The sequence below is a fragment of the Roseovarius pacificus genome, assembly GCF_900142665.1.
GTDB lineage: Bacteria > Pseudomonadota > Alphaproteobacteria > Rhodobacterales > Rhodobacteraceae > Roseovarius > Roseovarius pacificus.
In genome coordinates this window covers 79,001-104,688 of sequence record NZ_FRBR01000014.1, presented here as the reverse complement: position 1 = coordinate 104,688, position 25,688 = coordinate 79,001, and the positions used below count along the sequence as shown (strand labels likewise).

Sequence of the window (25,688 nt, the reverse complement as noted above, 5' to 3'; positions counted from 1 at the left end):
GGCCGAACGCAGCACGTCGATACAGGCCTCGGCGGCAAAGGCAACGCTGTCGTCCTGGCTGAGGAACACGAAATCGCCGGACAGGCTCCGGCGGGCATGCATCGCGCAGGAAACGGCGGATCGGGCGGTATCCAGGTTTTCATGATACATGGCGTGTTGTCTCTCTCTGGCTTGGCGGATTGCGTATGGGTCAGGAGGTGTTCCTGATCGAGGTTTCGACGGCGTGCAGGAAGGAATTGGCCGAAGAACTGGCCGACAGCAGCAGGAACGTATCCTCGCCGGTGCGGACGATCAGTGCGCCCAGATGTTCCATCACGGTGCGCGCGGCATCGCCTTCGGCAAAGGCATCGCGGTGCAGATCAACCGGACAGATGCGTTCCAGAACGGTGCGGCTGTCGGGGCCGGTGATTTCCAGCCCGGTCCAGACATCCGTCTGGTCGGTGGTATAGGCCGTTCCCTTGAGGCGGGTGGCGACGGCACGTTCGGCATCGGGCGTGGCATGCGTGAAGATCACGAAGGCCTGATCGGAGCCGAGGCGGACAAGGCGCGCGCCCTCTTTGGTGAGGGTCGAGCGGCCCGGTTCGGGCAGGGCCGCGCCATAGGCGGATTTCACGGCCTTGAGCGCGGCGTCCTCGGCCCCAAGCGGCAGGGCGATGGACACGATGGCCAGATCCGCCGGGGCGTGCAGGCGTGTCGTGCCGAAGATCTTGTCATACCCGGCCAGCGGCGGGGTGGATATCAGCGTATAGTCAGGCACGGAGGCGCTCTCCTTCCGGGTCGATGAAGTGGGCGGAAACGATTTCGACTTCGGTTTCGCCACCTTTGAGCGGGTTCACGGCGCGGACGATTTCGCCCATGCGTTCATCGCCACGCCTGATGAAGCCGAGGCCGACGGAATGGCCAAGGCTGGGGGAGTACGCGACAGAGGTCATCCAACCCTGATCGGTTTCGGTACTGGCGGTTTCGCCGCGATTGACGAAATGCGACCCGGCGGTGAGGGGCTCGGCCCGGTTGACGGGCCGGACGCCGACCAGTTTCACCGCGTCGTCGCGGATCATGTCCGGGCGTTGCGACAGGACGTTGCCGATGCACTCCTTTTTCTGGCTGACCATGCGGCCCATACCGAGGTTATGCGCGGTGGTCTGGCCGTTGAGTTCGGGACCGGCGGCGTGGCCCTTTTCGATCCGCATCACGCCAAGGGCCTCGGTGCCGTAGGGGGTGGCGTTGAATTCGCGGCCCGCCTCGATCAGCACGTCCATCATGGAGTTGCCATAGCGGGCGGGCACGGCGATTTCATAGGCCAGTTCGCCCGAGAAGGAGATGCGGAACAGGCGCGCGGGCATGCCGCCGCAAACCGTGATCTCGCTGCAGGCCATGAAGGGGAAGGCCTCGTTCGAGATGTCGTGGCTTTCGTCCACTACCTTGCGCAGCAGGTTGCGCGCGTTGGGGCCGGCCACGGCGAATTGCGCCCAGCCATCGGTGGTCGAAATCAGGTGCACATCCATGTTGGGCCACAGGCACTGGCGGGCGAATTCGAGGCGGCGGAACACCAGCACCGCATTGGCGGTGGTCGTGGTCATGACGAAGTGGTTTTCCGACATCCGCGCGGTGGTGCCATCGTCATAGGCGATGCCGTCTTCGCGCAGCATCAGGCCATAGCGGACCTTGCCGACGGGCAGTTTGGCAAAGCCGTTGGCATAGACCTTGTTGAGGAATTCGGCGGCGTCGCGCCCCTGAATGTCGATCTTGCCGAGGGTGGTCACGTCACAGATGCCGACCGAATTGCGGGTCATCTCGACCTCGCGGTCGACGCTGTCGCGCCAGCCCTTTTCACCGGGGCGGGCGAACCATTGCGCGCGCAGCCAGTTGCCGACCTCGACGAAGGTCGCGCCGTTTTCGGTGGCCCAGTTGTGGCTGGGCGTCAGGCGGTAGGGGCGGAAATCGGTGCCGCGCGCGCGGCCTGCCAGCGCACCCAGGGGGATGGGTGTATAGGGCGGGCGGAAGATGGTGGTGCCGGTCTCCGGGATCGTCTTGCCGGTGCATTCGGCCATGATGGCCAGCGCCGGGATATTGGCCGTCTTGCCCTGATCGGTGGCCATGCCGAGCGTGGTATAGCGTTTCAGGTGTTCGACCGAGCGGAAGCCCTCGCGGTAGGACAGTTTCACGTCCTTCACGGTGACGTCGTTCTGCTGATCGAGCCAGGCGCGCTTGCGGCTTTCGCGGACATGCCAGAAGGCCGAGCATGTGCTGGGCTCGTCCTCGGCGCGGGGGGCGTCGGTTTTGGCGGGGGTGAACCCCAGGGCCTCGATCTGGGCATTGGCGGCGGCCTGCCCTTCGGCCAGCGCCGCGGCCAGCGTGAGCGCGCCATTGGCGGCCCCGGCCACGGCCATGCCTGCGGGCAGGCTGGCGCCGGGGACGAAGGCGTTCAGGTCGTCGCGCCATTCGGGGCGGCCGCGCTGGTGACAGGTGAGGTGGACATTGGGGTTCCAGCCGCCCGACACGGCGAGCGTATCCGCCGGGATCACCTGACCGTCGGTGAGAGTTATGGATTTCAGCCCCTTGCGGCCCACGGTATCCATCACCGCCGCATTGCGGACATGGCGGATGCCGGGCAGGTCGATGGGGGCGGGTGCATCGCGGGTGTCGATTACGGCGGGGACGGCGACGCCACGGGCCAGCAGATCGGCGGCGGTGCGCCAGCCGTCGTCGTTGTTGGTGAACACCGCCACCTCCTGCCCCGGCGTGACGCCGAAGCGGTTGGCATAGGTGCGCACGGCCCCGGCCAGCATGATGCCCGGACGGTCGTTATTGCCAAAGGCGATGGGCCGTTCGGTGGCCCCGGCGGCCAGAACGGCGCGTTTGGAGTAGATGCGCCACAGCACCTGACGGGGCTTGCCGCCCGCGTCGGACAGGTGATCGGTGCAGCGTTCGAGCGCGCCGTAGGTGCCGTGATCGTAGGCGCCGTAGACCGTGGTGCGCGGCATCAGGCGGACGTTGTCCATCGCGGCCAGTTCGGCCACGGCCTGCGCGGCCCAGTCGGCCCCGGCCATGTCATCGACGGCGTGCGTTTCGGCGTTGAGGCGGCCGCCGGGGGTGAAATCCTCGTCCGCCAGCACGACGCGCGCCCCGGCACGGCCAGCGGCCAGCGCCGCCGACAGGCCCGCGGGCCCCGCGCCGATCACCAGCAGGTCGCAATGGATGAAGCCCTTGTCATAGCTGTCGGGATCGTCCTGCATGGACAGGCGGCCAAGGCCGGCCGAGGCGCGGATCACCGGCTCGTACAGTTTTTCCCAGAACGCCCTGGGCCACATGAAGGTCTTGTAATAGAAGCCCGCCGACAGGAAGGGCGACATCAGGTCGGTCAGCGCCATCAGGTCGAATTCCAGCGGGCCACGATGGTTCTGGCTGTTGGCGGCGAGCCCGTCGAACAGTTCGACCGTGGTGGCGCGGGTGTTCGGCTCTTGCTGCGCGCCGGAGCGCAACTCGACCAGCGCGTTGGGTTCTTCGGACCCGGCGGTGAGGATCCCGCGCGGGCGGTGATATTTGAACGAGCGGCCCACGAGGCGCTGGCCGTTGGCCAGCAGCGCCGAGGCGAGCGTATCGCCGGGGTGGCCCGCCATGCGCTTGCCGTTGAAGGTGAAGGCGACGGTGCGGGTGCGGTCGATCTGGCCACCCGAGATGCGGTTTTTCTGGGTCATTTGTCGCGCCCCCGGCTGCGGGCCACGTCGCGGGCCATCTGCACATCGGTGATTTCGTGAGTGGTCGTGTCGCGCGTGACCACGAGCCACGAGCGGTCGCCCTGTTCGTGATACCAAAGCTCCCGATGGGGGCCGGCGGGGTTGTCGCGCAGGTAGGCGTAATCGTGGAATTGCTGCATGGCGTCTTCGGCCTGCCAGTCGGGGCGGTCGATCAGCGCGGCGTCGCCCAGATAGATGAATTCGGCAGCATCGCGGGGGCCAAGCAGGGGGTGGTTGATGATCATCTGTCGTCCCTCCTCAATGCAGGTTGGGCTGGTTGCCCATGCCTTTTTCGTCGATCAGGTTGCCCGAAATGAACCGATCAAGACGCATTTGCGTGGCGGTCGGGTGCGGTTCGTCGCGGGCCAGCAGGTGGGCATAGCAGAAGCCGCTGGCGGGCGTGGCCTTGAACCCGCCATAGCACCAGCCGCCGTTGAAATAGAGCCCGTCGATCCCGGTCTTGTCGATGAAGGGCGAGCCGTCCATCGACATGTCCATGATCCCGCCCCATGAGCGCAGAAGCCGCGCGCGCCCGATCATCGGCATGATGGCCATGCCGCCTTCGGCCACGTCTTCGACAACCGGCAAGTTGCCGCGCTGTGCGTAGGAATTGTAGCCGTCCAGATCGCCGCCGAAGACCAGACCGCCCTTGTCGGACTGGCTGACATAGAAATGGCCCGCGCCGAAGGTGATGACGCCGGGGATCACCGGCTTGAGCCCTTCGGTGACGAAGGCCTGAAGGACGTGCGATTCGATGGGCAGGCGCATGCCCGCCTTTTCCATCACCCGGCTGGACGAGCCCGCGACACAGACCGCCACCTTGCGCGCGCGGATCGCGCCGCGCGAGGTCTGCACGCCGGTGCAGCGACCGTTTTCGATGTCAAAGCCGGTGACTTCGCAATTCTGGATGATGTCCACGCCGCGCGAATCCGCGCCGCGCGCATAGCCCCAGGCCACGGCATCGTGGCGCACGGTGCCGCCGCGCCGCTGATAAAGGCCGCCCTTGATCGGGAAGCGGGCATTGTCGAAATCGAGGAACGGCAGTTCGGCGCGCAGCTGATCGGCATCGGCGAGTTCGGCATCGGCCCCGGCGAGGATCATCGCGTTGCCCCGGCGCACGAAGGCGTCGCGCTGTGCGTCGGTGTGGATCAGGTTCAGGATCGAGCGCTGGCTGACCATGGCGTTATAGTTGAAATCCTGTTCCAGCCCTTCCCAGAGCCTGAGCGAGAATTCATAGAACGGCTCGTTGCCCGGCAGCAGGTAGTTGGAGCGGATGATCGTGGTGTTGCGCCCGATATTGCCCGAGCCGATCCAGCCCTTTTCCAGCACGGCGATATTGCGCATGCCGAATTCCTTGGCCAGATAGTAGGCCGTGGCAAGGCCGTGCCCGCCCCCGCCGACGATGACGATGTCGTATTCGGGCTTGGGGTCGGGCTCGCGCCAGACGGGTTTCCAGCCCTTGTTGCCGGTCAGACCTTCGCGGAAGATCCGGAATGCAGAATAGCGCATTTGCGTTCGGTCCCATTTCTGAACTTCCCGTCAGATTGGGCGTCATTTCCGATTTGAACTTTCACGAAAAGGTCGGATACATTCACAAAATGGACAATCACGCCACAAATCCCCGTGACAGCCGCCGGATCGGCATCTTGCCGGTCGAGGGATTCGCCATGATGTCTTATGCGGCGCTGACCGAGCCGATGCGCGCGGCGAACCTGCTGGCGGGGCGGGACCTGTACGAGATGGTCAATATCGGGCGCAGCATGGCGCCGGTGGCCAGTTCCGGCGCGGGACTGGTGGCGCCGCAGGCGAAGCTGGGCGACGATCCGCGGCTGGATTACCTGTTTGTCGTGGCCGGGGGCGACCCGGCGGCCTTTGCGGACCGGGCGATCACCGGATGGCTGCAACGGCTGGCGCGCCGGGGGGTTCTGCTGGGCGGTGTGTCGGGCGGGCCGGTCATCCTGGCGCAGGCGGGGCTGATGGAGGGGCGGCGCATGACGGTGCACTGGGAACATGCCGCCGCACTGAGCGAGGCGCTGCCGCATCTTCTGATCGAGCGCACGCTGTACGTGATCGACCGCGACAGGGTGACCTGTGCGGGGGGCACCGCGCCGATGGATCTGATGCATGCGCTGATCATGCAGCATCACGGCGCGCAGTTCGCCCGGCTGGTCAGCGACTGGTTCATGCATACCGAGGTGCGCCCCTCGGTCGGGCCGCAGCGCGCCGGGCTGGTGGAGCGGGTGGGCACCACCGCGCCCGCGATCCTGGATGCGGTGGAGGCGATGGAGGCCAATCTGGGCGATCCCCTGCCTCTGGCGCGGCTGGCCGAGGTGGCGGGGCTGTCGCCCCGGCAGCTGAACCGGCAATTCAGCGACAAGCTGGGCCGCCCGGCGATGCGCTATTACCGCGATCTGCGGCTGGACATGGCGCAGAACCTGTTGCGCAACTCGCCGCTGAGCCTGACCGAGATCGCGCTGGCCACGGGGTTTGCCAGTTCCTCGCATTTCTCGCGGGTCTATGCGCAGCGGTTCGGGCAACCGCCGTCTGCCTATCGGTAGGGTGGGATTAGTCCTGACCCCAGCCGTCGGACTGCATTTCGCGCAGGCGGCTGGCAGTGCGTTCGAATTCGAAACTGCCTTCGCCTTCGAGATAGAGGTATTCCGGCTCGGCGGCGGCGGAGCAGATGAGGCGCACCTTCGCCTCGTAGAGCGCGTCGATCAGGGTGACGAAGCGCTTGGCCTCGTTGAAGTTCGAGCGCCCGAGTTGGGGGATATTCTCCAGCACCAGCACACGCGCGGCCCCGGCCAGCGCCAGGTAATCGGCGGGACCGAGCGGCTTGCCGCAGAGATCGTAGAAGCTGGCGCGCGCCACGCCGTTGTGGAAGGCGGGAATTTCGACCTCGCGCTTGTTGACGTGCAGGGTGAGGACATGCGCGGGCTGGCCATCGGTCAGATCGTCCCACAGCGCGGCCATCTGTGTGCGGGTCTCGGGGCCGAGGGGGGAGAAATAGGTGCGGCTGCCGGAGAGGCGGTCCTGCCGGTAATCGGTGGGGCTGTCCATTTCGTGCACGACCATGCGCTGTTTGAGCAGGTCGATGAAGGGCAGGAAAAGCTGCCGGTTCAGCCCGTCCTTGTAGAGATCGTCGGGCGGGCGGTTGGAGGTGGTGATCACCACGACGCCCGCTTCGAACAGGGCCTCGAACAGGCGGCCCACGATCATCGCGTCGGTGATGTCGGTGATCTGCATTTCATCGAAGGCCAGCAGGCGCACATCGTCCGAAACGGATTTGGCGACGGGGGCGAGGGCATCCTCGACGCCGCGTTCGCGGGCGGCGTGCATGCCGGCGTGGATTTCCTGCATGAAGGCGTGGAAATGCACGCGGCGGGCGGGCACCGGGACGGTTTGCACGAACAGGTCCATCAGCATCGACTTGCCGCGCCCCACCCCGCCCCACAGGTACAGCCCCCTGGGTGGTTCGGGCGCACGGCGGAACCAGCCCTTTCTGGCGGTCTGGCTCAGCCCGTCATGGATGCGGTCGAATTCGGGCAGGGCCGCCTTTTGCGCGGAATCCGGGGTCAGGTCGCCTTGCGCGACCTTCTGGGCGTAGAGATCGGTCAAAAAGTCCATCCGCCCCGCATAACGCGGCGCAGCGCGCAAGAAAAGATGCAAGCGGCGTGTTGATGAACGGCATCACAAAGGCTGAATTGACGGCAGCGGGGTTTTGCCTAATCTGGCGCGGCGCAGGAACAGGATGACCCGATGACCCCGAAAGCCAACCTTTTCACGCCCGTGCTGATCGCGGGGTGCCTGATCATGCTGGTGTCGTTCGGCATCCGGGCGTCGTTCGGGGTGTTCCAGATTCCGATTGCCGAGGAATTCGGGTGGCTGCGCAGCGAATTCAGCCTTGCGATTGCCATTCAGAACCTCGCCTGGGGGATCGGACAGCCGATTTTCGGGGCGCTGGCCGAGCGGATGGGCGACCGCAAGGCGATCGTGCTGGGGGCGCTGGCCTATGCCGCCGGTCTGGTTCTGTCCTCGTTCGCCGTATCGCCCGAGGCGCATCAGGTTTACGAGATCCTTGTGGGCTTCGGCATTGCCGGGACGGGGTTCGGCGTGATCCTGGCCGTGGTGGGGCGGGCGAGTTCGGACGAGAACCGCTCGATGAGCCTGGCCATCGCCACCGCCGCCGGGTCCGCCGGGCAGGTGTTCGGCCCGCCGGTGGCCGAGGCGTTGCTGGGCGTGATGAGCTGGCAGATGGTGTTTCTGGTCTTTGCCGGGCTGATCCTTGCCTCGCTGGCCTTCCTGCCGATGATGCGCGCCCCCGAGGCCGCCAGCCGCGCGGAACTGGAGGAAAGCATCGGTGCGTTGCTGGGGCGGGCGTTTCGCGATCCGTCCTATACGCTGATCTTCCTGGGCTTTTTCAGTTGCGGCTATCAGCTGGGCTTCATCACCGCGCATTTCCCGGCCTTCATCACCGAGATGTGCGGCCCGATTTCGCCCGGCGGGGTGCTGCATTCGGTCGGGGTGACGACGACCTCGGCGCTTGGGGCGGTGGCCATCGGGGTGATCGGCATGGCCAATATCGCCGGGACGCTGACCGCCGGGTGGCTGGGCAAGCGGTATTCCAAGAAATACCTGCTGGCCGGGGTCTATGCCGCGCGCACGGTGGTGGCGGCGGCGTTCATCATGGTGCCAATGACACCCGCGACGGTGCTGCTGTTCTCGGTCAGCATGGGCGCGCTGTGGCTGGCGACGGTGCCGCTGACCAGCGGGCTGATCGCGCATATCTACGGGCTGCGCTATATGGGGACGCTTTATGGCATCGTGTTTTTCAGCCACCAGGTGGGCAGCTTCATGGGTGTCTGGCTGGGCGGGCGGATGTATGACATGTACGGCGATTACACCATGGTCTGGTGGGTCGGCGTGGGTGTCGGCGCGTTTTCGGCGCTGGTGCATCTGCCGGTGAAGGAAAAGCGCGACCTGCCGCCGCTGGCGGCGTGAGGGTGACGGTTTTGCCCGGATGAGTGAGCGCGCCGTGATCGTCAGCAAGGACACTGCCGAACATTATGGCTGGGGCGCGCGCTGCGATGGCTGGATTCTGGCCTCGGGGGAGGATCTGCTGATCATACAGGAGCGCATGCCCGCCGGAACCGCGGAGGTGCGGCATTATCATCGCCGCGCGAAGCAGTTCTTTTTCGTTCTGTCCGGCAGGCTGACCATGGAAGCCGATGGAGATGTCTTCGAGATTGGCGCCCAACAGGGCATCGAAATCGGGAAAGACGTTCCTCATCAGGCGCGCAATGACAGCGATCAGGAGGTTGTTTTCCTGGTTGTCTCGGCCCCGACCAGCCGGGGGGACAGGATCGAGGCTCCGGGCCCGTAAACGGCGGGGTCAACGGATCAGTTGCGCCTCCAGCACCGACAGCAGTTCGGAATCGTGGGTATAGGCCAGGGCGTGACCCGCAGTCTCGATCACTTCCTGACGGGCGGCGCGGTTCCATTCGGCCAGTTTGCCAAGGCCCGAAATCGGGATCACCCCGTCCGCCCGCGCCCAGATCGCCAGAACGGGCAGGCCCGCCGCAGCGACCGCCCGGTGGGCGGGCTGCATGTCTTGCTCGAGCATATTGCGCAGCGAGGACAGGACGGCAGGGCGAAAGCCGCGTATGTCGAGTTCGGCCAGTTGCAGATCGACCGCATCGGGGATGGAAGAGGACATGCCGCGTTCGGTTTCCAGCGCAGCGCGGTAGTTGCGGGCGTAGAACGCCATGAACAGCCATTGCCCCAGCCGGTTGTGATTGACGACAAGCCGCGCGACCGGGCCCAGATCGCGCCCCATCCCGGCGGGGGCGAGCAGAACGAGCTGCCGGATGCGTTGCGCGTGTTTGGCGGCGAAGGCGGCGGCGATGGCCCCGCCCATCGAATAGCCCATAAGGGTGACGGGCCGATCCACCCCGAGGGCATCGAGCAGGTCTTCCAGTTGGGACACGAAAAATGCCGCGTCCTGCGTACCGCGCGGGCGGGCGGAATGGCCGCGCCCGTAAAGATCGTAGGTCAGCACGCGAAAGCCCTGTTTCGCCAGCCCCTGCGCAATCGGCCCCCAGACGAAGGAGGGCGTGGTCAGCCCGTGGATGCAGACGACGATGGGGCCGTCTTGTGGCCCGGCCCATTGGTAATGGGTGGCCCCGCGCGGCAGGTCGGCCAGGTGCCCCGGCGCATCGGGGCGGGCCCTGGTGACAGAGGGGCGCAGCAGTTCAAGAATGAAGGGCGTGGCAATGACAGCCACGCCGAGCGCCGCAAGCGCCCACCAGATCATTGCGCCGCCAGCCACGCGTCAAGGATGTAGCGGCTGGTCATCAGGTCCAGATGCGCGCCGCCGCCATTCTTGAACAGGGTGATTTCATCGTCGGTGATGCGGTGAAACCTGTCGGGCTCATAGTGGTCGGCGATCAGGTCGTCGCGGGTGATGGTGCCCTGTTCGAGAGGTATCCTGATTTCGCCGATATGGCCGACAGTGGTGTCGTAGCTGTCCACGAAGAGGCGCGCGCGTGTCATGCCCTGGTCGTCCACCTCGCGCATGTCGGGGCGGTAGGCGCCGATCACGTCGATATGCTGACCGGGGCGGAACCATTCGCCATGCAAGAGCGGTTCGGTGGACATGGTGGCCGACGTGACGATATCGGCGTCGCGCACGGCACTTTCCAGATCGTCGGCCACTTGCAGGCCGGGGCAATCCTGCACCATCGCCTCGGCATTGGCGCGGGTGCGGTTCCAGACACGGAAGCGGGCCTTGGGGAAGATCGCCGAATAGGCCTGAAACAGCGAGCGGCCCACGGTGCCGGCGCCGACGATCAGGATGTTTTCGCTGTCCGGGCGGGCCAGCTTGCGGGCGGCGAACACGCTGTCTCCGGCGGTTTTCCACTTGGTCACAAGGTGGAAATCCACCAGTGCGGCCAGCGTACCGTCGCCATCGTCATAGAGGTTCACCGCGCCGTTGATCATCGGGTTGCCCTGTTTCGGGTTGCCGGGAAAGATCGTTGCGGTTTTCACCGCCAGCCCCATCCCGTCGATCCAGGCGGCGCGGTTGAGCATGGTGTCGGGATCGCGATAGAGGAAGTTATCCGCGATCTCGGCCTTGGGCAGTTTGTGCCCGGCCTCGAACGCGTCGCACAGGCCCATCCATGTCAGGTGTTTTTCGCCTTCGTCGAAGGGGATGATCGTGATGGTCATGCGGCCTCGTCCTTTGTCAGCAATCCGTGTTCCACCAGACAATGCGCCCAACCGGCGGGGCCGTCAAACAGGTGTGTTTTCCAGCCGCGCGATCGGGCGGCGGCGATGTTGTCGGCGCGGTCGTCGGTGAACAGCAGGGTTTCGGGCGGCAGGGCGCAGTCCCGTTCGACGGCGGCGTAAATCGCCGGGTCGGGTTTGATCAGGCCCATTTCGCCGGAAATATAGTGGCGGTCGAATTCCGTGAGGAAGGGAAACTGCGCGGCGCTGAGCGGGAAATTCTGCGCGCCGAAATTGGTCAGCGCGAAGGTGGGGATGCCCCTGGCCGCGAGGGCGCGCAGCAGGCGGACGGAATGGGGAATGGCGGGTTGGGCGATCTCGGTCCAGCCGTCGCGAAAGCGCAGGATTTCGGCCTGCCAGTCCGGGTGGGCCTGCGCGGTTTCGGCGATGGTGGCGGCAAAATCGTGCCCCGCGTCGATCCGGTTCATCATGGCATGCACATCGAAAGCCGAGAACAGCGCGGCGGCGCGCTCGGGGCCGATGGTTTCGGCAAAGCGGCGCTCGGGCTGCCATTCGATCAGGACATTGCCGATGTCGAAAATCACGGCGTTGACGGTCATGGAGTTACCTGCGGTTGGGGGATCGGGCGGTGATCGTGCGGTTTCTGGCGGTTTCGCGCCAGACCAGATAGAGCCCCGACCCGACGATCAGCAAAATCCCCGCCCATGCGGTGGGGCCGGGCCATGTGCCGAACACGGTGACGCCCCACATGATCGCCATCGGCATCGAGACATACTCGAACGGGGCGGCAAAGGCGGCTTCGGACAGGCGATAGGCCTGCGAGATGAAAAACCCGCCCATCAGCCCGGTGGTGCCGAGCATCACGAACAGGGGCCAGTCGCCCGGCGCAACCGGGCCCCATGCGCGCAGCAGGAATTCCAGCGACGGGTGGCCGGACCCGGCATAATCGCCATGCCCCAGCGCGGCCCCGAAAATCAGGCTGGCCACGATGAAGGTGGCCTGAATGTAGAACGCCATGGTGGCCGCGGTTTCGGTGCCGCCGATCTTGCGCGCCAGAATGTGCATCACGGCGTAAAGCGTGGCCGCCGCGATGGGCAGGAGCGAGGCCGCCTGAAAGGTCGCCGTACCGGGCCGCACGATCACCAGGACGCCGATGAAGCCCACGGCAATCGCCGCCCAGCGCCGCGCGCCCACGGTTTCGCGCAGGAAGATCACGGAAAACACCGTGATCACCAGCGGCGAGACAAAGAACACCGCGACCGCATCGGCAATCGGCATCGCCGCCAGCCCGAGGAACAGGCACATATTGGCGAACACCACGCAGAAGCCGCGCAACAGGTGCATACCCAACCGCCGGGTGCGGATCACGTGCAGGCCGCCGTTCAGCGGCATGAGGATACCCAGAAACAGCGCCATCGCGATGGTCGAGCGGATGAAGATCACCTGATGCAGCGCATAGCGATCCGACAGGAACTTGATCCCCACATCGTTGAGCGAAAAGCACATCACCGCCACAAGCGCGCAAAGCGCGCCCATCAGGTTGGATCGCGACGTGGTGACGGTTGTCATGAATGCCCCTCGGGGTGTTTTATCGGGCCGCCGCGCGCACGGCCCGTTCCAATGCGTCCAGAAAACGGGAGCGGTCGGCCTTTGTAAAGCCCTTGCCGCCGCCCTGGCGGAAGGGATCGGCGGCGCGCAGGTCGGCCATCAGGTCGCGCGTGGCGAGTACGTTGCCGATATTGGCGGCGGTCAGCGCCTCGCCGTTGTGTTTCAGCACCTGTGCGCCGGACTCGACGCATCTGGCAGCCAGCGGAATATCCCCGGTGATCACCACATCGCCCGGCCCGGCGCGTTCGGCGATCCACATATCGGCCACGTCCGGGCCGTCGGGGACGATCACCGTTTCGACCAGCGGGTTCTGCGAGGGGCGTAAACCGCCGTTCGACACGATGAACATGCGCAAGCCGTGCCGGGTGCCCACCTTTTCGACCTCGGCCTTGACCGGGCAGGCGTCGGCATCGACATAGATGCTCACGTTTTGGCCTTCCCGGTTTTATCCTCGTCGCGTTTGACCTTGTATTCCTCGGGGATGGGCATGCGGTTGAACGCGTCCAGCCCGGCGATTTTATACGCCTCGGCCAGCGTGGGATAGTTGAACGTGTTCTTTACGAAGTAATCCACCGTCCCCTTGAGGTTCAGCACCGCCTGCGCGATGTGGATCAGTTCGGTCGCGCCTTCGCCCACGATCTGCACGCCCAGAACCCGGCGGGTTTTCAGGCTGAACAGCATTTTCAGCATGCCGTGTTCGAGCCCCATGATATGCCCGCGCGAGGTTTCGCGGAACCGTGCGACACCGACCTCGTAGGGGATGCCGCGCTCCTGCATTTCCTCTTCGGACATACCGCAGGTGGAAATTTCGGGCACCGAATAGATACCGTAAGGGAACCACGGGCTTTCGGGCAATGTGGGCGTATCGAGCGCATGGCAGGCCGCGACACGGCCCTGTTGAAGCGAGGTCGAGGCCAGCGAGGGATGCCCGATCACGTCCCCGGCGGCATAGATATGGGGCTGATCGGTCTGATAGGTCTTGCGATCCACCGACAACCGGCCGCGATGATCAGTTTCCAGCCCGGCAGCCTTGAGGTTCAATGCCTCGGTCGCGCCCATGCGCCCGGCGGCGAACAACAGCATTTCGGCGCGCACATGGCGGCCATTGGCAAGGCTGACCTCAACATGCTCGCCCGCGTCCTCTGTTTTCTCGATGGCGCTGCCAAGGCGCAGGTCGACACCGTTTTCGCGGATCTGGTGGGTGAAATCCTCGATCAGGCGGCGGTCGATGAAATCGAGGAATGTCTCGCGCGGCTCGATCAGGGTGACACGCACATCGAGCGCGGAAAACATGGTGGCGTATTCCACGCCGATCACGCCCGCGCCGACCACGATCAGGCTGCGCGGAATGCGCGCCAGTTCGAGAAATTCGTCGCTGTCCACCACCGTCTTGCCGTTGAAGGGCACGGTATCGGGGCGATAGGTTTTCGTGCCCGTCGCGATCAGGAACTTGTCGGCGGTGAGTCTGGTTTTCTCGCCCGCCTCGGTCGCGACTTCGATCTCGGTCGGGGAGACAAAGCGCGCCAGCCCGTTGAGCGTATCCACGTGGTTGCGGGCGAACTGGTGTTCCAGAACGTCCACCTCGTGATCCAGCGTCATGTGCAGGCGCGCCTTGAGGTCATGGGCGCCGATATCGTCCTTGACCCGGTAGGAGCGGCCATAAAAGCTGCGTTCGCGCCAGCCCGACAGGTTCAGCACCGTTTCGCGCAGGGTTTTCGAGGGGATCGTGCCGGTATGCACCGACACCCCGCCGAAGCGATCCTTGCGATCCACCACCAATACGCGGCGCTTCAGCTTGCCGGCCTGAATGGCGGCGGCGCGGCCCGCCGGACCCGAGCCAATGATGATCAGATCGTAATGTGCCATGGATTATTTCGCGTAAAGCGCCTCGGCATGGAAGGCAACGTGATCTTCCATAAAGGTTGAGATGAAGAAATAGCTGTGATCATAGCCCGGCTGCATCCGCAGGGTGGCCTGCTGGCGGCGTTCGGCACAGGCGGCGGCAAGGGCCTCGGGGCGCAGCAGGTCGAGGAACTGATCGCTCGTGCCGGTATCCACCAGAACCGGCCCGTCAAAGCCACGTTCGCGCATCAGAAGGCTGGCGTCATGGGCGGCCCATGTGGCCTCGTCATCGCCCAGATAGGCCGTGAACTGCTTGCGGCCCCAGTCGCTGGCCGTGGGGTTGGAAATGGGCGCAAAGGCCGACACGCTGGTGAAGCGCCCCGGCAGGGACATGGCCAGCGTCAGCGCACCGTGCCCGCCCATGGAATGGCCGGTGATGGCCTGACGCTCTTCGTCGATGGAAAAGTTGGCGTTCAGGACGCGGGGCAGTTCGTCGGCGATGTAATCCCACATCCGGTAATGCGCCGCCCACGGGTCTTGCGTGGCGTTCACGTAGAAGCCCGCGCCCTGCCCCAGATCATAGGCCTCGTCATCGGCCACGCCCGCGCCGCGCGGCGAGGTGTCGGGGAACACCAGCGCGATGCCCTGCTCGGCGGCCCAGCCCTGGGCGGCGGCCTTGGTCATGGCGTTTTCATGGGTGCAGGTCAGGCCCGACAGGTACCACAGCACCGGGACCGGGCCGTCCCTCGCCTCGGCCGGGAGGAACAGGCCAAAGGTCATGTCGCAATCGCAAGCTCTCGATTTGTGGGAATAGACCCCCTGAACACCGCCAAAGCAGGCGTTTTCCGATACGGTTTCCATGGCTGTCCTCATATCTGGCATGTCGGTTGCCCGAAACTGACCACGCCACGGGGGGCAAAGGCAAGCCCGCAGGCGTCACTCGTCAGTAAAGACCCGACACCCAGCCGATCACCAGCGACACGGTCAGCACCGCGAAGGCGGTCGAAATCAGGATCGAGGCCGATACCCGGTGCGGCGCAACCCCGTAGTGCTGCGCGAGGATATAGACATTGCCCGCCACCGGCAGTGCCGCGGCGGCGATCATCACGGCGGCGGCGTAAGGCTCGACCGTGAACAGCACCAGCGCTGCCAGCGCGACGAACGCCGGATGCAGGATCAGTTTGCAGGTGCTCAGCCACCCGGCAATCACCGGCCGTTCCGCGGATTTCGAGGCCAGCGACGCGCCGATGGCGAACAGCGCGCCCGGCGTGGCCGCCCCGCCCAGCAGGATGACGAACTGGTTCATCGGGTCGGGAATGGGCAGGCGCAGCGCCGACCAGCCGAGGCCCAGCGTGATCGAAACGATCATCGGGTTCTTCAGCAGGCCCAGCCCGACGGTGCGCAGGATGCCCAGCGACATCCGCCCGTCGCGCGAGCCGGTGATCAGGATCACCACCAGCGAGCCGAACACGATCAGGTCCACCGCCAGCACCAGCATGACAGGCCCGATCGCAGCCTCGCCCATCAGCAGGGTCAGCATCGGAACGCCCAGAAACCCGACATTGCCGATCACCGCGCATTGCGCCTCGATCGCCGCTTGTTCGATGCTTAGCCGCCGGATCATCGCCACGGCAGTGGCGATGGCGTAAACGAATGCCGTTGCGCTGAGGTAGGCCAGGACGAACTGCCAGTCCAGAATTTCGGCCAGCGAAAGATTGGCCGAAAACCGGAACAGCATGGCCGACAGCGCGAAGTAAAAGACGAACTTGGTCAGCCACGCGGTCGCCACTTCGGGGAAAAACCCTGTGCGCCCCGCGCCATAGCCCAGCCCGATGATCAGGAAGAAAGGCAGCGTCTGAAGGAAGATGTCCAGCATGCGCACTTGGTAACAGGTTGGACCGGATGGTCAATCTGGCACGGCGCGATGCCGTCGCTTTCTTCCGGTCGCAAATCCGCCCGGCGGGGGCAGACAGCCTCCCCTTGCGCTATCCGCTGCCGATCAGGACACCGGCGGCAAAGACCAGAGCGCCGCCCAGCACCACCTGAAACGCCGCGCGGAAGAACGGCGTTTCCATATAGCGGTTCTGAATCCAGGCAATCGCCCACAGCTCGACGAACACCACGGCGATGGCGATCACCGTCGCGGTCCAGAAGTCGGGGATCAGATAGGGCATCGCGTGGCCCAGCCCGCCGACGGTGGTCATGATGCCCGAGGCAAAGCCGCGTTTCACCGGGCTGCCACGGCCCGACAATTCACCGTCGTCGCTGGCGGCCTCGGTAAAGCCCATGGAAATCCCGGCCCCGACCGAGGCGGCAAGCCCCACGAGGAACGTGGTCCAGGTATCCTGTGTGGCAAAGGCAGTGGCGAAGATCGGCGCCAGCGTCGAAACCGAGCCGTCCATCAATCCGGCCAGACCGGGCTGTACCCATGTCAGAAGGAACTGGCGGTGCGCGGTGCGCTCTTCGGCGGCGCGGGCGTCGTCATCGAGATGTTCGGCCTCCAGTTCGGTGGCGCGGTCCTGATGGCCCGCTTCGGCGGCGGCCAGATCGCCCAGAAGTTTGCGGGTGGCGGCATCGGCGGTGCGCTGCGCGGCCTTGTGATAGAAGGCTTCGGCATCGCGCTCCATCGCCTCGGCCTCGGCGCGGATGCGCTCGATCCCGAGGTTTTCCATCAGCCAGACGGGACGGCGCGCATAGAACCCGGCCACGTGTTCGCGGCGAATGAGCGGGATCACACCGCCAAAGCGGCTGTCATGCAGGTCGATCAGGGCGCGGCGGTGGCTGTCTTCCTCAGCGGCCATGCCGTCGAACACCATGGCGGTGTCCGGGTAGTCGGCGCGCAGGCGTTCGGCGTAGTTGCGATAGATCTGCGCATCGTCCTCTTCCGAGGAAATGGCCAGCGCGAGAATTTCCTGTTCGTTCAGGTCCGAGAAACGGCGGCGGGACGAGACACCGGGAATCATGCGTGAATACTCCAAAATTAGAATGATTCTAAATTAGCGCCGCAAAGCCAAAACGCAAGGCCGTGAATATATCTAAACTGTTTAGTTCATTTTTGACTTGAAAACTGAACCGAATCGTTTAGATGTGGCGAAAGTAAACTGATTGGTTCAGATTGGAGACTGCCATGAAACCCGTTCTTGCCGCCATTGCCCTTGCCCTGACTGTCACCCCCGCCCTTGCCGGAGGAATCGACATGAGTACCCTGACCCCGACCCTGACCTATCCCGATCCGGCACCGGCCCCTGCCCCCGTGACCAAGGGCAATGCCGGGATCGACAAGTAAGGACATGGGCCTGACTCGCCGAGATGCTTGCAGCCACCCCACGGCCGGGACTAGACTGATCTGGCTTTGGGGAGACTGCGCATGACGGCCACGGCCTCGGAAATCAAAAAAGGCCGGAAGTTCGATCAGGTGCTGGACGGCGCGCGCGAAGTGTTCATGCGCGACGGCTTCGAAGGTGCCAGCGTTGACGAGATTGCTCGCGTGGCCGGGGTATCCAAGGCCACGCTCTACAGCTATTTCCCCGACAAACGGCTGTTGTTTTCCGAAGTCGCGCGCGTGGAATGCAACCGGCAGGCCGACGAAGCCGTGCAGGAGGTCGGGCCGGACGATCCCATCGAAGACGTCCTGCGCGAGGCCGCCGAACGTATCGTGCATTTTTTCCTGTCGGATTTCGGGCAGCAGGTGTTTCGCATCTGCGTGGCCGAATCACATCGTTTTCCGGAACTGGGCTGCCGGTTCTACAAATCCGGCCCGGCGATGGTGCGGGACCGGCTGACCCAGGTGCTGACCCCGTATGTGGAACGTGGCGTGCTGAAGATCGACGACATGGATCTGGCCGCCAACCAGTTTGGAGAACTGTGCAAGAGCGACCTGTTCATACGCTGCCTGTGCGGCATCTCGACGGATATCCCCGAGGCCGAAGTCGAACGGGTGATCAATGGCGCGGTCGAGATGTTCCTGGCCCGTTACCGGGCATGACGGCAGTACGGCGCCAAGGCGTTTGACACGCCTTGGCTCTCTTTCAAATCAGGCACCGACGTCGATGATCGCCCTGGCCAGAACCGGCACGGTTTCCTTGTTCAGACCGGCAATATTGATGCGGCTGTCGCCCACCATGTAGATCGCGTGTTCATCGCGCAGGCGATCCACCAGTTCCGGCGCGATCCCCAGCCGCGAGAACATGCCGCGATGCTGCGCGACAAAGCCGAACCGATCCGACCCGGAAAGCCGCTGCAATTCGCTGGCCAGTTGTTCGCGCAGCGCCAGCATGCCGGTGCGGACCTCTTCCAGTTCGGTCTGCCAGTCGGCGCGCAGGTCGTCATTGCCCAGAACGATCGACACCAGCCGCGCGCCGTGATCGGGCGGGAAGGAATAGTTCTGCCGGTTGAGATAGGCCAGGTTACCTTGGGTGACGGCGTGCATGCCCTTGTCCTGCGCCACGGCCATCAGCAGGCCGGTGCGTTCGCGGTATATGCCGAAATTCTTGGAACAACTCGCCGCGATCAGGGTTTCGGGGCAGCCCGCAGCAACGGCGCGCGTCGCCGCGGCGTCGGCCTCGAGCCCGTCGCCGAAGCCCTGATAGGCGATGTCGATCATCGGCGTCGCGCCCTTGTCGTTCATCAGGTCGATCACGGCCCTGAACTGCACCATGTTCAGGTTGGCGCCGGTGGGGTTGTGACAGCAGCCGTGCAGCAGCACCACATCGCCCGCGCGCACCTGGCCCAGATCCTCGATCATGCCTTCGAAATCCACGCCACCCGAGCTTTCGTCGAAATAACGGTAGGCGACGGTTTCCATGCCCAGATGCTTGAGAATGCTCAGATGGTTGGGCCATGTCGGGTCCGACACGAACACGCGCACCTGCGGGTTGGCCATTTTGACCAGCTCAAAGGCCTGACGCACCGCGCCGGTGCCGCCGGGCGTGGCCACGGCGGCCACCTGATCGCGGGGCACGGCATCGCCCAGAACCAGCGCGATCATCGCGTCGGCAAAGGCCGGATCGCCCGCAAGACCGGTATAGGCCTTGGTGGTTTCGTCGTCCCACCAGCGGCGCTCGGCCTCTTTCACGGCGCGCATGATCGGCGTCACGCCCTGCGGGTTCTTGTAGACGCCCACGCCGAGGTCGATCTTGGTGTCGCGCGGATCGTCGCGATAGGTTTGCATCAGGGCAAGGATCTTGTCCTTGGGCTGTTCCTTGAGATGTTCGAACATCAGTCTTCTCCGGTGGCGACGGGCACCGTGGGGAAGGCCCCCCATTCGGTCCATGACCCGTCATAAAGTGCATGGTCGGTTTTCCCGACCCGTTCCAGCGCAAGGTTGATGATGGCGGCGGTCACGCCCGACCCGCAGCTGGTGATCACGGGTTTCCCCATATCCACGCCGGCCCGCTCGAAGACGGCGCGCAGGTCGTCGGGAGATTTCATCGTGCTGTCTTCGTTCAGCAAATCGCGGTAATAGACGTTCTTTGCACCCGGAATATGACCGCTGCGCAGGCCCTCGCGCGGTTCGGGCTCTTCGCCACGGAACCGTCCGGGCGACCGGGCATCGAGGATTTCGTAATCCCCCAGCTTGGAGGCGGCGGACACCTGTGTGACATCCTTGACCATCTGGTTCTGGCGGCGGACGGTCATGTGACGATCCCGCACGATGGGCGGCATGTCTTCGACCGGGCGGCCCTCGGCCTGCCATTTGGGCAGGCCACCGTCCAGAACGGCGATATTGTCCTGCCCCATCAGGCGGAACAGCCACCACACGCGGGCTGCGGAAAACAGGCCCTGCGCATCGTAAACCACCACCTGATGCCCGTCGCCCACGCCCATCGCCCGCAGGCGGGACATGAACTTTTCGACCGGCGGGACCATATGCGGCAGGTCCGAACGGTGATCGCTGATATCGTCGATATCGAAGAATCGCGCGCCGAGAATATGGACAGCGTCATACTCGGCGCGGCCATCGCGGCCTTCGGTCGGCAGGAAACAGGTGCCGTCGAGAACCCGAAGATCGGGATCTTTCAGGTGGTCGGCCAGCCAGCCGGTAGAAACAAGCGTTTTCGGATCGTCATGTGCCATCGGCGCCCCCCGGTTTCGGACGCCCAAGCACTAGCGCGCAGGGCCATGAAGGGCAAGCGCCCAGACCCGGCAGCGCGTTATTTCACAAGCATGTTCTTGATCAGGCCGACAATCACCAGCACCACGCCGCCGCCGATCCCGCCCGAGGCCACCTGCCCGACCAGAGCACCGATATCCACACCGCCCGCGGCTTCGGCAATACCGTCCGCACCGACCATCGACAGAAGCTGCCCGCCCAGACCGCCGCCAACAATCCCGGCGATGGAATTGCCCAGCACGCCGAGATTGACGTTCTTCAGCAGGCCCCCGGCAATATTGCCGCCCACCGCGCCTGCGATCAGACTGATCAGAAGTTCCATGATTACCCCCAAGGTTTTTGGACACCCCGCCAGCCTAACAAAGCGCTTGGCACCGGCCCAAGGGGAATTGGGGCGGCGGTATCCCCGCCGGACTAACCGTGTTCCTTGAGCAACCGTTGTTTCTGGCGGTTCCAGTCGCGCCTGGCCTCGGTTTCGCGCTTGTCGTGGGATTTCTTGCCCTTGGCGATCCCGATCTTCATCTTGGCCATGCCGCGATGGTTGAAATACAGAACCAGCGGCACCAGCGTCATGCCCTTGCGCTGTGTCGCGTTCCAGAGATGCGCCATTTCCTTCTTTGAGACCAGCAGCTTGCGCTTGCGTTTCTCTTCATGGGCAAAGGTCTTGGCCTGCTCATACGGCGCGATATAGGAGTTCACCAGCCACAGCTCGCCGTCTTCGACCAAGGCATAGCTTTCGGCGATGTTGGCCCCGCCTTCGCGCAGGGATTTCACCTCGGAGCCTTCAAGGACGATGCCGCATTCGAGATCCTCTTCGATGGCATAATCGAAGCGGGCGCGGCGGTTTTCCGCCACCACCTTGTAGTTCGGGTTGTCCTTGGGCTTGGCCATGATGCCTGTCCTGTGCCTTGTCTGCTGCGCCGGGCGCGAAGCGGCAAGATAGACCTTCGGGAGGGGCGATCCAAGGGGGTGCGCGCGAATCCTGCGCCGGCCGTCGGATTAATGGAGAAAACCGGCAGGGGGCCGGGATCGCGGACCGGGCGGGCGCAATGGCTTGGCCGGATCATCGGCTTGGGCTAGGCTGGCGCAGGACATGCACGCGACAGGAGGGGACGCCCCATGAAAATGAACGACGAGCGGATTATCGAGGCCGACCGCGCAACCGTCTGGGCAGCGCTGCTGAACCCCGATGTGCTGAAAGAATGCGTACCGGGCGCGCAGGAGGTGACGGGCAACCCCGAAGACGGGTTCGAGGCCACCGTGACCCAAAAGGTCGGCCCGGTGAAAGCCACGTTCAAGGGCGCGGTGACCGTTTCGAACATGGTGGACCACGAAAGCCTGACCCTGACCGGAGAGGGCAAGGGCGGCGCGGCGGGTTTTGCCAAGGGCGGGGCCGATGTCCGTCTGGAAGAGGTGCCCGAGGGCACCAAGCTGATCTACGATGTCGAGGCCAAGGTCGGCGGCAAGCTGGCGCAGCTTGGCAGCCGGATCGTCGACGGGTTCGCCAAGAAGATGGCCGACAATTTCTTTACCCGGCTCGAAGAGGTGATCGAAGGCCCGAAGGAAGGCGACGACACCGAAGAGGCGGAAAAGAAAGGCTGGCTGAAGCGGCTGATCAGTTGACGGGCTGCCTGCGGCGTGAGCGTTCGCGGATCAGGTCCGAGATACGCTCGCCGATGGCGCGGCTGCCCTTGGCCGAAGGGTGAATCCGATCCAGCCCGTGGTAGGACCGGTCGCCATACGGCACCAGATCGGCCAGCGACACGAAATGAACGCCCCGGTCCAGCGCGGCAAGGCGGGCAAGACGGCGATCCATTTCATCGCCGTCATCGGCGCAGCCCTCGATGGGCGAGGTCACGCCGGGGGTGCGCAGGTAGCCGACGAACACCACCTGCGCACCGGTCTGGCGCAGTTTCGACACGAAACCGGGAATGCGCCCGCGCCGCCCGTCCCTGGAGATCAGGCGGCTGATCCGCCCGTTGCAGGGGCCGCAGCCGCAGCCCATCCAGATATCGTTGCCGCCGCCGTTCAGCACGATCCAGTCCCATTTGCCGGGGCGGTATTGCTTGGTGATGTTCAGGCCCATGCTGCCCGATATGGGCAAGGCATAGAGATACCGCGCGCCCACCACCGAACGGTCGGTCACCGGTTCATGCAGTTCCTGTTCGATGGCATGGGACACGCCCATGCCCTTGGCACTGTGCATGGCCATCATCGAATCACCCAGAAGCAGAATGCGTGCGTGCGAGTCGCGAGTGACGGGTTCGGTGCAGCCCATCAGGAAAAGAAGGGCGGCAAGGGGTGCAAGGCGTCGGATCATGATGGTTATAAGCGTTCCTGTCGGCTGTGGAAGCAGGGTAACATGGCGAGGGTAAAGCCTGTCCATATCCCGGCTGGCTTTCCCGGGAAACAGTCTGATGCCGTGGCGGGAACGATCACTTTCGCATCAGCGCACAATCGGGCCTGCGCAGGTGTGCCCTTGCGCGACCGGTGAATTCCCATAGCTTGACGCGCAGCAATTCAGGGAGGGCACCGCATGTCATCCATCGTAGAGGTACAGGGCCTGCGCAAGGTCTATGACGACGGGTTCGAGGCGCTCAAGGGCGTCGATCTGTCGATCCATAAGGGCGAAATCCTGGCGCTGCTCGGACCCAATGGCGCGGGGAAAACAACATTGATTTCAACGCTGTGCGGGATCACCACCCCCACGGGCGGCAGCGCCAGCGTGGGCGGGCATGACATCATCGGCGGCTATCGCGCGGCGCGGGCGATGATCGGTCTGGTGCCGCAGGAGGTGGCGCTGGAGCCGTTCGAGAAGGTGATCAACACGGTCCGGTTTTCGCGCGGCCTGTTCGGCAAGAAACAGGACGATGCGCTGGTCGAGCGCACGTTGCGGCAGTTGTCCCTGTGGGACAAGCGGCACAACCAGACCAAGGAATTGTCGGGCGGGATGAAGCGCCGGGTGCTGATCGCCAAAGCGCTGATCCACGAGCCACAGGTGCTGTTCCTGGACGAGCCCACGGCGGGCGTCGATGTGGAACTGCGCCGGGACATGTGGCAGGTGGTGGAAGAGTTGCGCGCCCAGGGCGTCACCATCATCCTGACCACCCATTACATCGAAGAGGCCGAGGCCATCGCCGACCGCGTCGCGGTGATCAACAAGGGTGAAATCCTGCTGGTGCAGGACAAGGCCACGCTGATGCAGCAGATGGGGCGGAAATCCCTGCGGATCGAACTGGCCGAGCCGATCACGGCCGTGCCGGAAGCGTTGAGCGAATACGAGCTGGAACTCTCGGACGACGGCCAGTCGGTGACCTATCACTATGACACGCGCGGCCAGAGCGGCACGGGCATCACCCGGCTGATGCAGGCGCTGGCGCAGGCCGGGCTGCACCTGCGCGACATCCACACGCGGCAATCCAGCCTCGAGGAAATCTTCGTCGGGCTGGTCAGGGAGGGCGCAGCATGAACCTGTATGCGATCGGGGCGATCTATATCTACGAGATGAAGCGCTTTTTCCGCACCTTGATGGAAAGCCTTCTGTCGCCGGTGATATCGACCTCGCTTTATTTCGTGGTGTTCGGCTCGGCCATCGGCAGCCGCATCGACCAGGTCGAGGGCGTGACCTATGGCGCGTTCATCGTACCGGGGCTGATCATGCTGAGCGTGATGACCCAGGGGATCAGCAATGCCAGTTTCGGCATCTATTTTCCCAAGTTCATCGGCACCGTCTATGAATTGCTGTCAGCGCCGGTGAATTTCCTTGAAATCGTTCTGGGCTATGTCGGGGCGGCGGCGACGAAATCGCTGATGATCGGGGTGGTGATCCTGCTGACCGCCGGGTTTTTCGTCGATCTGGATATTCAGCACCCCTTGGCGATGCTGGCCTTTCTGGTGCTGACCTGCCTGTCGTTCTCGCTGTTCGGGTTCATTATCGGGATCTGGGCGCAGAGTTTCCAACAATTGCAGATCATCCCCCTGCTGGTGATCACGCCGCTGGTGTTCCTTGGGGGCTCGTTCTATTCGATCTCGATGCTGCCGCCGATATGGCAAACGCTCACACTGTTCAATCCGGTGGTCTACCTGATCTCGGGCTTTCGCTGGTCGTTCTTCGGGCAGGCGGATGTGCCCGTGGGGCTGAGCCTGCTGGCGATTGCGGGCTTTACCGGGATTTGCCTTGCGCTGATCTGGCTGATCTTCCGCACCGGATACCGGATCAAGGAATAAAACGGGGCCGTACGGGCGTGACTTATTTGCCCGTGCGGCGGGACTTTTTCAGCGATCCGTAAACCGCGCGGGGCCTGCCGCCTTGTTTGTCGGCGACCGGCATTCTACATCGGGTCGCATGAAAGAGCGTATTCCCTTTCTCAATCGCGGCCCCCTGGTGTCGGTGATCCGCCTGAGAGGCGCCATCGGAACCGGCAGCCGCTCACAGCTGAATGACGAGGCGCTGGCCCCGGTCATCGAAAAGGCGTTCCGGCGCGGCAAGCCCAAGGCGGTTGCGCTGCTGATCAACTCGCCCGGCGGATCGCCGGTGCAATCCTCTCTGATCGCGGCGCGCATCCGGCGGCTGGCCGAAGAGCAGGAGATTCCCGTTCACGCCTTTGTCGAGGATGTCGCGGCCTCGGGCGGGTATTGGCTGGCGAGTGCCGCCGACGACATATGGATCGACGAGGCGTCGATCGTGGGGTCGATCGGCGTGATCTCGGCAGGGTTCGGGGCGCATGTGCTTTTGTCACGACAGGGCGTGGAGCGGCGGGTACATACCTCGGGCAAATCGAAAAGCTTCCTCGATCCGTTCCTGCCGGAGAAACCGCAGGACGTCGAACGCCTGAAAAGCATTCTGGAACAGATGCATGGCGTGTTTGAAACACAGGTGACATCGCGCCGGGGCGACAAGCTGTCGGGCGACGCAGAGCTGTTCACCGGGGAATTCTGGCTGGGCCGCCGCGCGGTCGATCTGGGGCTGGCCGACGGGATCGGCCATGTGGTGCCCAAGATGAAAGAGCTGTACGGCGACAAGGTGCGCTTTGCGCAGTATGGCCGCAAGCGCGGATTGTTCCAGCGGTTCGGCATGACCCTGGCGCAGGACGCGGTCTCCACCATCGAAGAACGCGCCGCCTACGCGCGGTTCGGGCTTTGAC

General features: G+C 64.4%; 28 protein-coding genes. 9 read left to right on the top strand and 19 right to left on the bottom strand.

Going from position 1 to position 25,688, the window contains the following annotated elements; translation table 11 throughout:
• Positions 1 to 190: 190 nt before the first annotated feature.
• From BUB53_RS18295 to BUB53_RS18280, 4 genes are read right to left on the bottom strand one after another with little or no spacing between them, the layout of a single operon-like run.
• Positions 191 to 757, bottom strand: a complete 567-nt coding sequence (locus tag BUB53_RS18295; RefSeq protein WP_073036810.1) for a sarcosine oxidase subunit gamma — start codon at positions 755 to 757, stop codon at positions 191 to 193.
• Entirely contained in the window at positions 750 to 3,698 is a 2,949-nt protein-coding gene (locus BUB53_RS18290) for a sarcosine oxidase subunit alpha family protein (protein ID WP_073036808.1), read from the bottom strand. The genes BUB53_RS18295 and BUB53_RS18290 overlap by 8 nt, the downstream gene beginning before the upstream one ends.
• On the bottom strand, positions 3,695 to 3,982 hold the full coding sequence (locus tag BUB53_RS18285) for a sarcosine oxidase subunit delta (protein ID WP_073036806.1): 288 nt from the start codon (positions 3,980 to 3,982) through the stop codon (positions 3,695 to 3,697). Before BUB53_RS18285 ends, BUB53_RS18290 begins: the two co-directional genes overlap by 4 nt.
• A 13-nt stretch (positions 3,983 to 3,995) precedes the next feature.
• The gene (locus BUB53_RS18280; protein ID WP_073036804.1) at positions 3,996 to 5,246 is read right to left on the bottom strand and encodes a sarcosine oxidase subunit beta family protein; all 1,251 of its coding nucleotides are present in this window, start codon (positions 5,244 to 5,246) and stop codon (positions 3,996 to 3,998) included.
• An 89-nt stretch (positions 5,247 to 5,335) separates the two neighbouring features.
• Here BUB53_RS18280 and BUB53_RS18275 point away from each other — a divergent pair, with 89 nt between their 5' ends.
• Positions 5,336 to 6,295, top strand: a complete 960-nt coding sequence (locus BUB53_RS18275; protein WP_073036840.1) for a GlxA family transcriptional regulator — start codon at positions 5,336 to 5,338, stop codon at positions 6,293 to 6,295.
• Between the two features lie 7 nt (positions 6,296 to 6,302).
• On the opposite strand, the gene zapE is transcribed toward BUB53_RS18275, so the two are convergent.
• On the bottom strand, positions 6,303 to 7,364 hold the full coding sequence (gene zapE, locus BUB53_RS18270) for a cell division protein ZapE (RefSeq protein ID WP_073036838.1): 1,062 nt from the start codon (positions 7,362 to 7,364) through the stop codon (positions 6,303 to 6,305).
• A gap of 132 nt (positions 7,365 to 7,496) precedes the next feature.
• Between zapE and BUB53_RS18265 the strand changes: the two genes are divergently transcribed.
• Both BUB53_RS18265 and BUB53_RS18260 read left to right on the top strand, forming a co-directional pair.
• Entirely contained in the window at positions 7,497 to 8,738 is a 1,242-nt protein-coding gene (locus BUB53_RS18265; protein WP_073036802.1) for an MFS transporter, read from the top strand.
• A gap of 19 nt (positions 8,739 to 8,757) precedes the next feature.
• Positions 8,758 to 9,120 carry a cupin domain-containing protein gene (locus BUB53_RS18260; RefSeq protein WP_188745026.1) on the top strand — a complete coding sequence of 121 codons (363 nt, stop codon included), beginning with the start codon at positions 8,758 to 8,760 and terminating at the stop codon, positions 9,118 to 9,120.
• A 9-nt stretch (positions 9,121 to 9,129) separates the two neighbouring features.
• Here the strand turns inward: BUB53_RS18260 and BUB53_RS18255 are convergent, their stop codons facing one another.
• The 9 genes from BUB53_RS18255 to mbfA form a co-directional block, all read right to left on the bottom strand.
• Positions 9,130 to 10,050: an alpha/beta fold hydrolase gene (locus BUB53_RS18255; RefSeq protein WP_073036800.1), complete on the bottom strand. Its 921-nt coding sequence runs from the start codon at positions 10,048 to 10,050 to the stop codon at positions 9,130 to 9,132.
• Complete coding sequence (locus tag BUB53_RS18250) at positions 10,047 to 10,964, bottom strand: ornithine cyclodeaminase family protein (RefSeq protein WP_073036798.1); 918 nt, start codon at positions 10,962 to 10,964, stop codon at positions 10,047 to 10,049. The genes BUB53_RS18255 and BUB53_RS18250 overlap by 4 nt, the downstream gene beginning before the upstream one ends.
• Entirely contained in the window at positions 10,961 to 11,581 is a 621-nt protein-coding gene (locus BUB53_RS18245; RefSeq protein ID WP_073036796.1) for an HAD family hydrolase, read from the bottom strand. The genes BUB53_RS18250 and BUB53_RS18245 overlap by 4 nt, the downstream gene beginning before the upstream one ends.
• 4 nt (positions 11,582 to 11,585) lie before the next feature.
• Positions 11,586 to 12,551: a DMT family transporter gene (locus BUB53_RS18240; RefSeq protein ID WP_073036793.1), complete on the bottom strand. Its 966-nt coding sequence runs from the start codon at positions 12,549 to 12,551 to the stop codon at positions 11,586 to 11,588.
• Between the two features lie 19 nt (positions 12,552 to 12,570).
• Positions 12,571 to 13,017, bottom strand: a complete 447-nt coding sequence (locus BUB53_RS18235; protein WP_073036791.1) for a YaiI/YqxD family protein — start codon at positions 13,015 to 13,017, stop codon at positions 12,571 to 12,573.
• Positions 13,014 to 14,456, bottom strand: coding sequence for a Si-specific NAD(P)(+) transhydrogenase (gene sthA, locus BUB53_RS18230; protein ID WP_073036789.1), 1,443 nt, complete (start codon positions 14,454 to 14,456; stop codon positions 13,014 to 13,016). The genes BUB53_RS18235 and sthA overlap by 4 nt, the downstream gene beginning before the upstream one ends.
• 3 nt (positions 14,457 to 14,459) lie before the next feature.
• Positions 14,460 to 15,293 (bottom strand): S-formylglutathione hydrolase, encoded by an 834-nt coding sequence (fghA, locus tag BUB53_RS18225; protein WP_073036788.1) that lies wholly within the window; start codon positions 15,291 to 15,293, stop codon positions 14,460 to 14,462.
• Between the two features lie 82 nt (positions 15,294 to 15,375).
• A complete protein-coding gene (locus BUB53_RS18220; RefSeq protein ID WP_073036786.1) occupies positions 15,376 to 16,308 on the bottom strand; it encodes an AEC family transporter in 933 nt (310 codons plus the stop codon).
• A 109-nt stretch (positions 16,309 to 16,417) separates the two neighbouring features.
• Positions 16,418 to 17,395, bottom strand: coding sequence for an iron exporter MbfA (mbfA, locus tag BUB53_RS18215; RefSeq protein ID WP_073036784.1), 978 nt, complete (start codon positions 17,393 to 17,395; stop codon positions 16,418 to 16,420).
• 164 nt (positions 17,396 to 17,559) lie between these two features.
• Here mbfA and BUB53_RS23035 point away from each other — a divergent pair, with 164 nt between their 5' ends.
• The gene (locus BUB53_RS23035; RefSeq protein ID WP_188745027.1) at positions 17,560 to 17,718 is read left to right on the top strand and encodes a hypothetical protein; all 159 of its coding nucleotides are present in this window, start codon (positions 17,560 to 17,562) and stop codon (positions 17,716 to 17,718) included.
• Between the two features lie 81 nt (positions 17,719 to 17,799).
• Positions 17,800 to 18,417 (top strand): TetR/AcrR family transcriptional regulator, encoded by a 618-nt coding sequence (locus BUB53_RS18210; RefSeq protein WP_073036782.1) that lies wholly within the window; start codon positions 17,800 to 17,802, stop codon positions 18,415 to 18,417.
• A gap of 48 nt (positions 18,418 to 18,465) precedes the next feature.
• Here the strand turns inward: BUB53_RS18210 and BUB53_RS18205 are convergent, their stop codons facing one another.
• The 4 genes from BUB53_RS18205 to smpB form a co-directional block, all read right to left on the bottom strand.
• Complete coding sequence (locus BUB53_RS18205; RefSeq protein WP_073036779.1) at positions 18,466 to 19,650, bottom strand: amino acid aminotransferase; 1,185 nt, start codon at positions 19,648 to 19,650, stop codon at positions 18,466 to 18,468.
• Positions 19,650 to 20,507, bottom strand: a complete 858-nt coding sequence (gene sseA, locus BUB53_RS18200) for a 3-mercaptopyruvate sulfurtransferase (RefSeq protein WP_073036777.1) — start codon at positions 20,505 to 20,507, stop codon at positions 19,650 to 19,652. The genes BUB53_RS18205 and sseA overlap by 1 nt, the downstream gene beginning before the upstream one ends.
• Positions 20,508 to 20,584: 77 nt before the next feature.
• Positions 20,585 to 20,866 (bottom strand): hypothetical protein, encoded by a 282-nt coding sequence (locus tag BUB53_RS18195; protein ID WP_073036775.1) that lies wholly within the window; start codon positions 20,864 to 20,866, stop codon positions 20,585 to 20,587.
• Positions 20,867 to 20,958: 92 nt separating this feature from the next.
• Entirely contained in the window at positions 20,959 to 21,435 is a 477-nt protein-coding gene (gene smpB, locus BUB53_RS18190) for an SsrA-binding protein SmpB (RefSeq protein WP_073036773.1), read from the bottom strand.
• A gap of 228 nt (positions 21,436 to 21,663) precedes the next feature.
• Here smpB and BUB53_RS18185 point away from each other — a divergent pair, with 228 nt between their 5' ends.
• Positions 21,664 to 22,167, top strand: a complete 504-nt coding sequence (locus BUB53_RS18185) for a CoxG family protein (protein ID WP_073036771.1) — start codon at positions 21,664 to 21,666, stop codon at positions 22,165 to 22,167.
• Here BUB53_RS18185 and BUB53_RS18180 read toward each other — a convergent pair.
• Positions 22,160 to 22,864, bottom strand: a complete 705-nt coding sequence (locus tag BUB53_RS18180; RefSeq protein ID WP_073036768.1) for an SGNH/GDSL hydrolase family protein — start codon at positions 22,862 to 22,864, stop codon at positions 22,160 to 22,162. The two genes, BUB53_RS18185 and BUB53_RS18180, sit on opposite strands and share 8 nt — an antisense overlap.
• 216 nt (positions 22,865 to 23,080) lie before the next feature.
• On the opposite strand from BUB53_RS18180, the gene BUB53_RS18175 reads away from it, so the two are divergent.
• From BUB53_RS18175 to BUB53_RS18165, 3 genes are all read left to right on the top strand, one after another.
• The gene (locus BUB53_RS18175) at positions 23,081 to 24,013 is read left to right on the top strand and encodes an ABC transporter ATP-binding protein (protein WP_073036766.1); all 933 of its coding nucleotides are present in this window, start codon (positions 23,081 to 23,083) and stop codon (positions 24,011 to 24,013) included.
• Positions 24,010 to 24,771 (top strand): ABC transporter permease, encoded by a 762-nt coding sequence (locus tag BUB53_RS18170; protein ID WP_073036764.1) that lies wholly within the window; start codon positions 24,010 to 24,012, stop codon positions 24,769 to 24,771. The genes BUB53_RS18175 and BUB53_RS18170 overlap by 4 nt, the downstream gene beginning before the upstream one ends.
• A 118-nt stretch (positions 24,772 to 24,889) precedes the next feature.
• Entirely contained in the window at positions 24,890 to 25,687 is a 798-nt protein-coding gene (locus tag BUB53_RS18165; RefSeq protein WP_073036761.1) for a S49 family peptidase, read from the top strand.
• Position 25,688 lies beyond the last annotated feature (1 nt).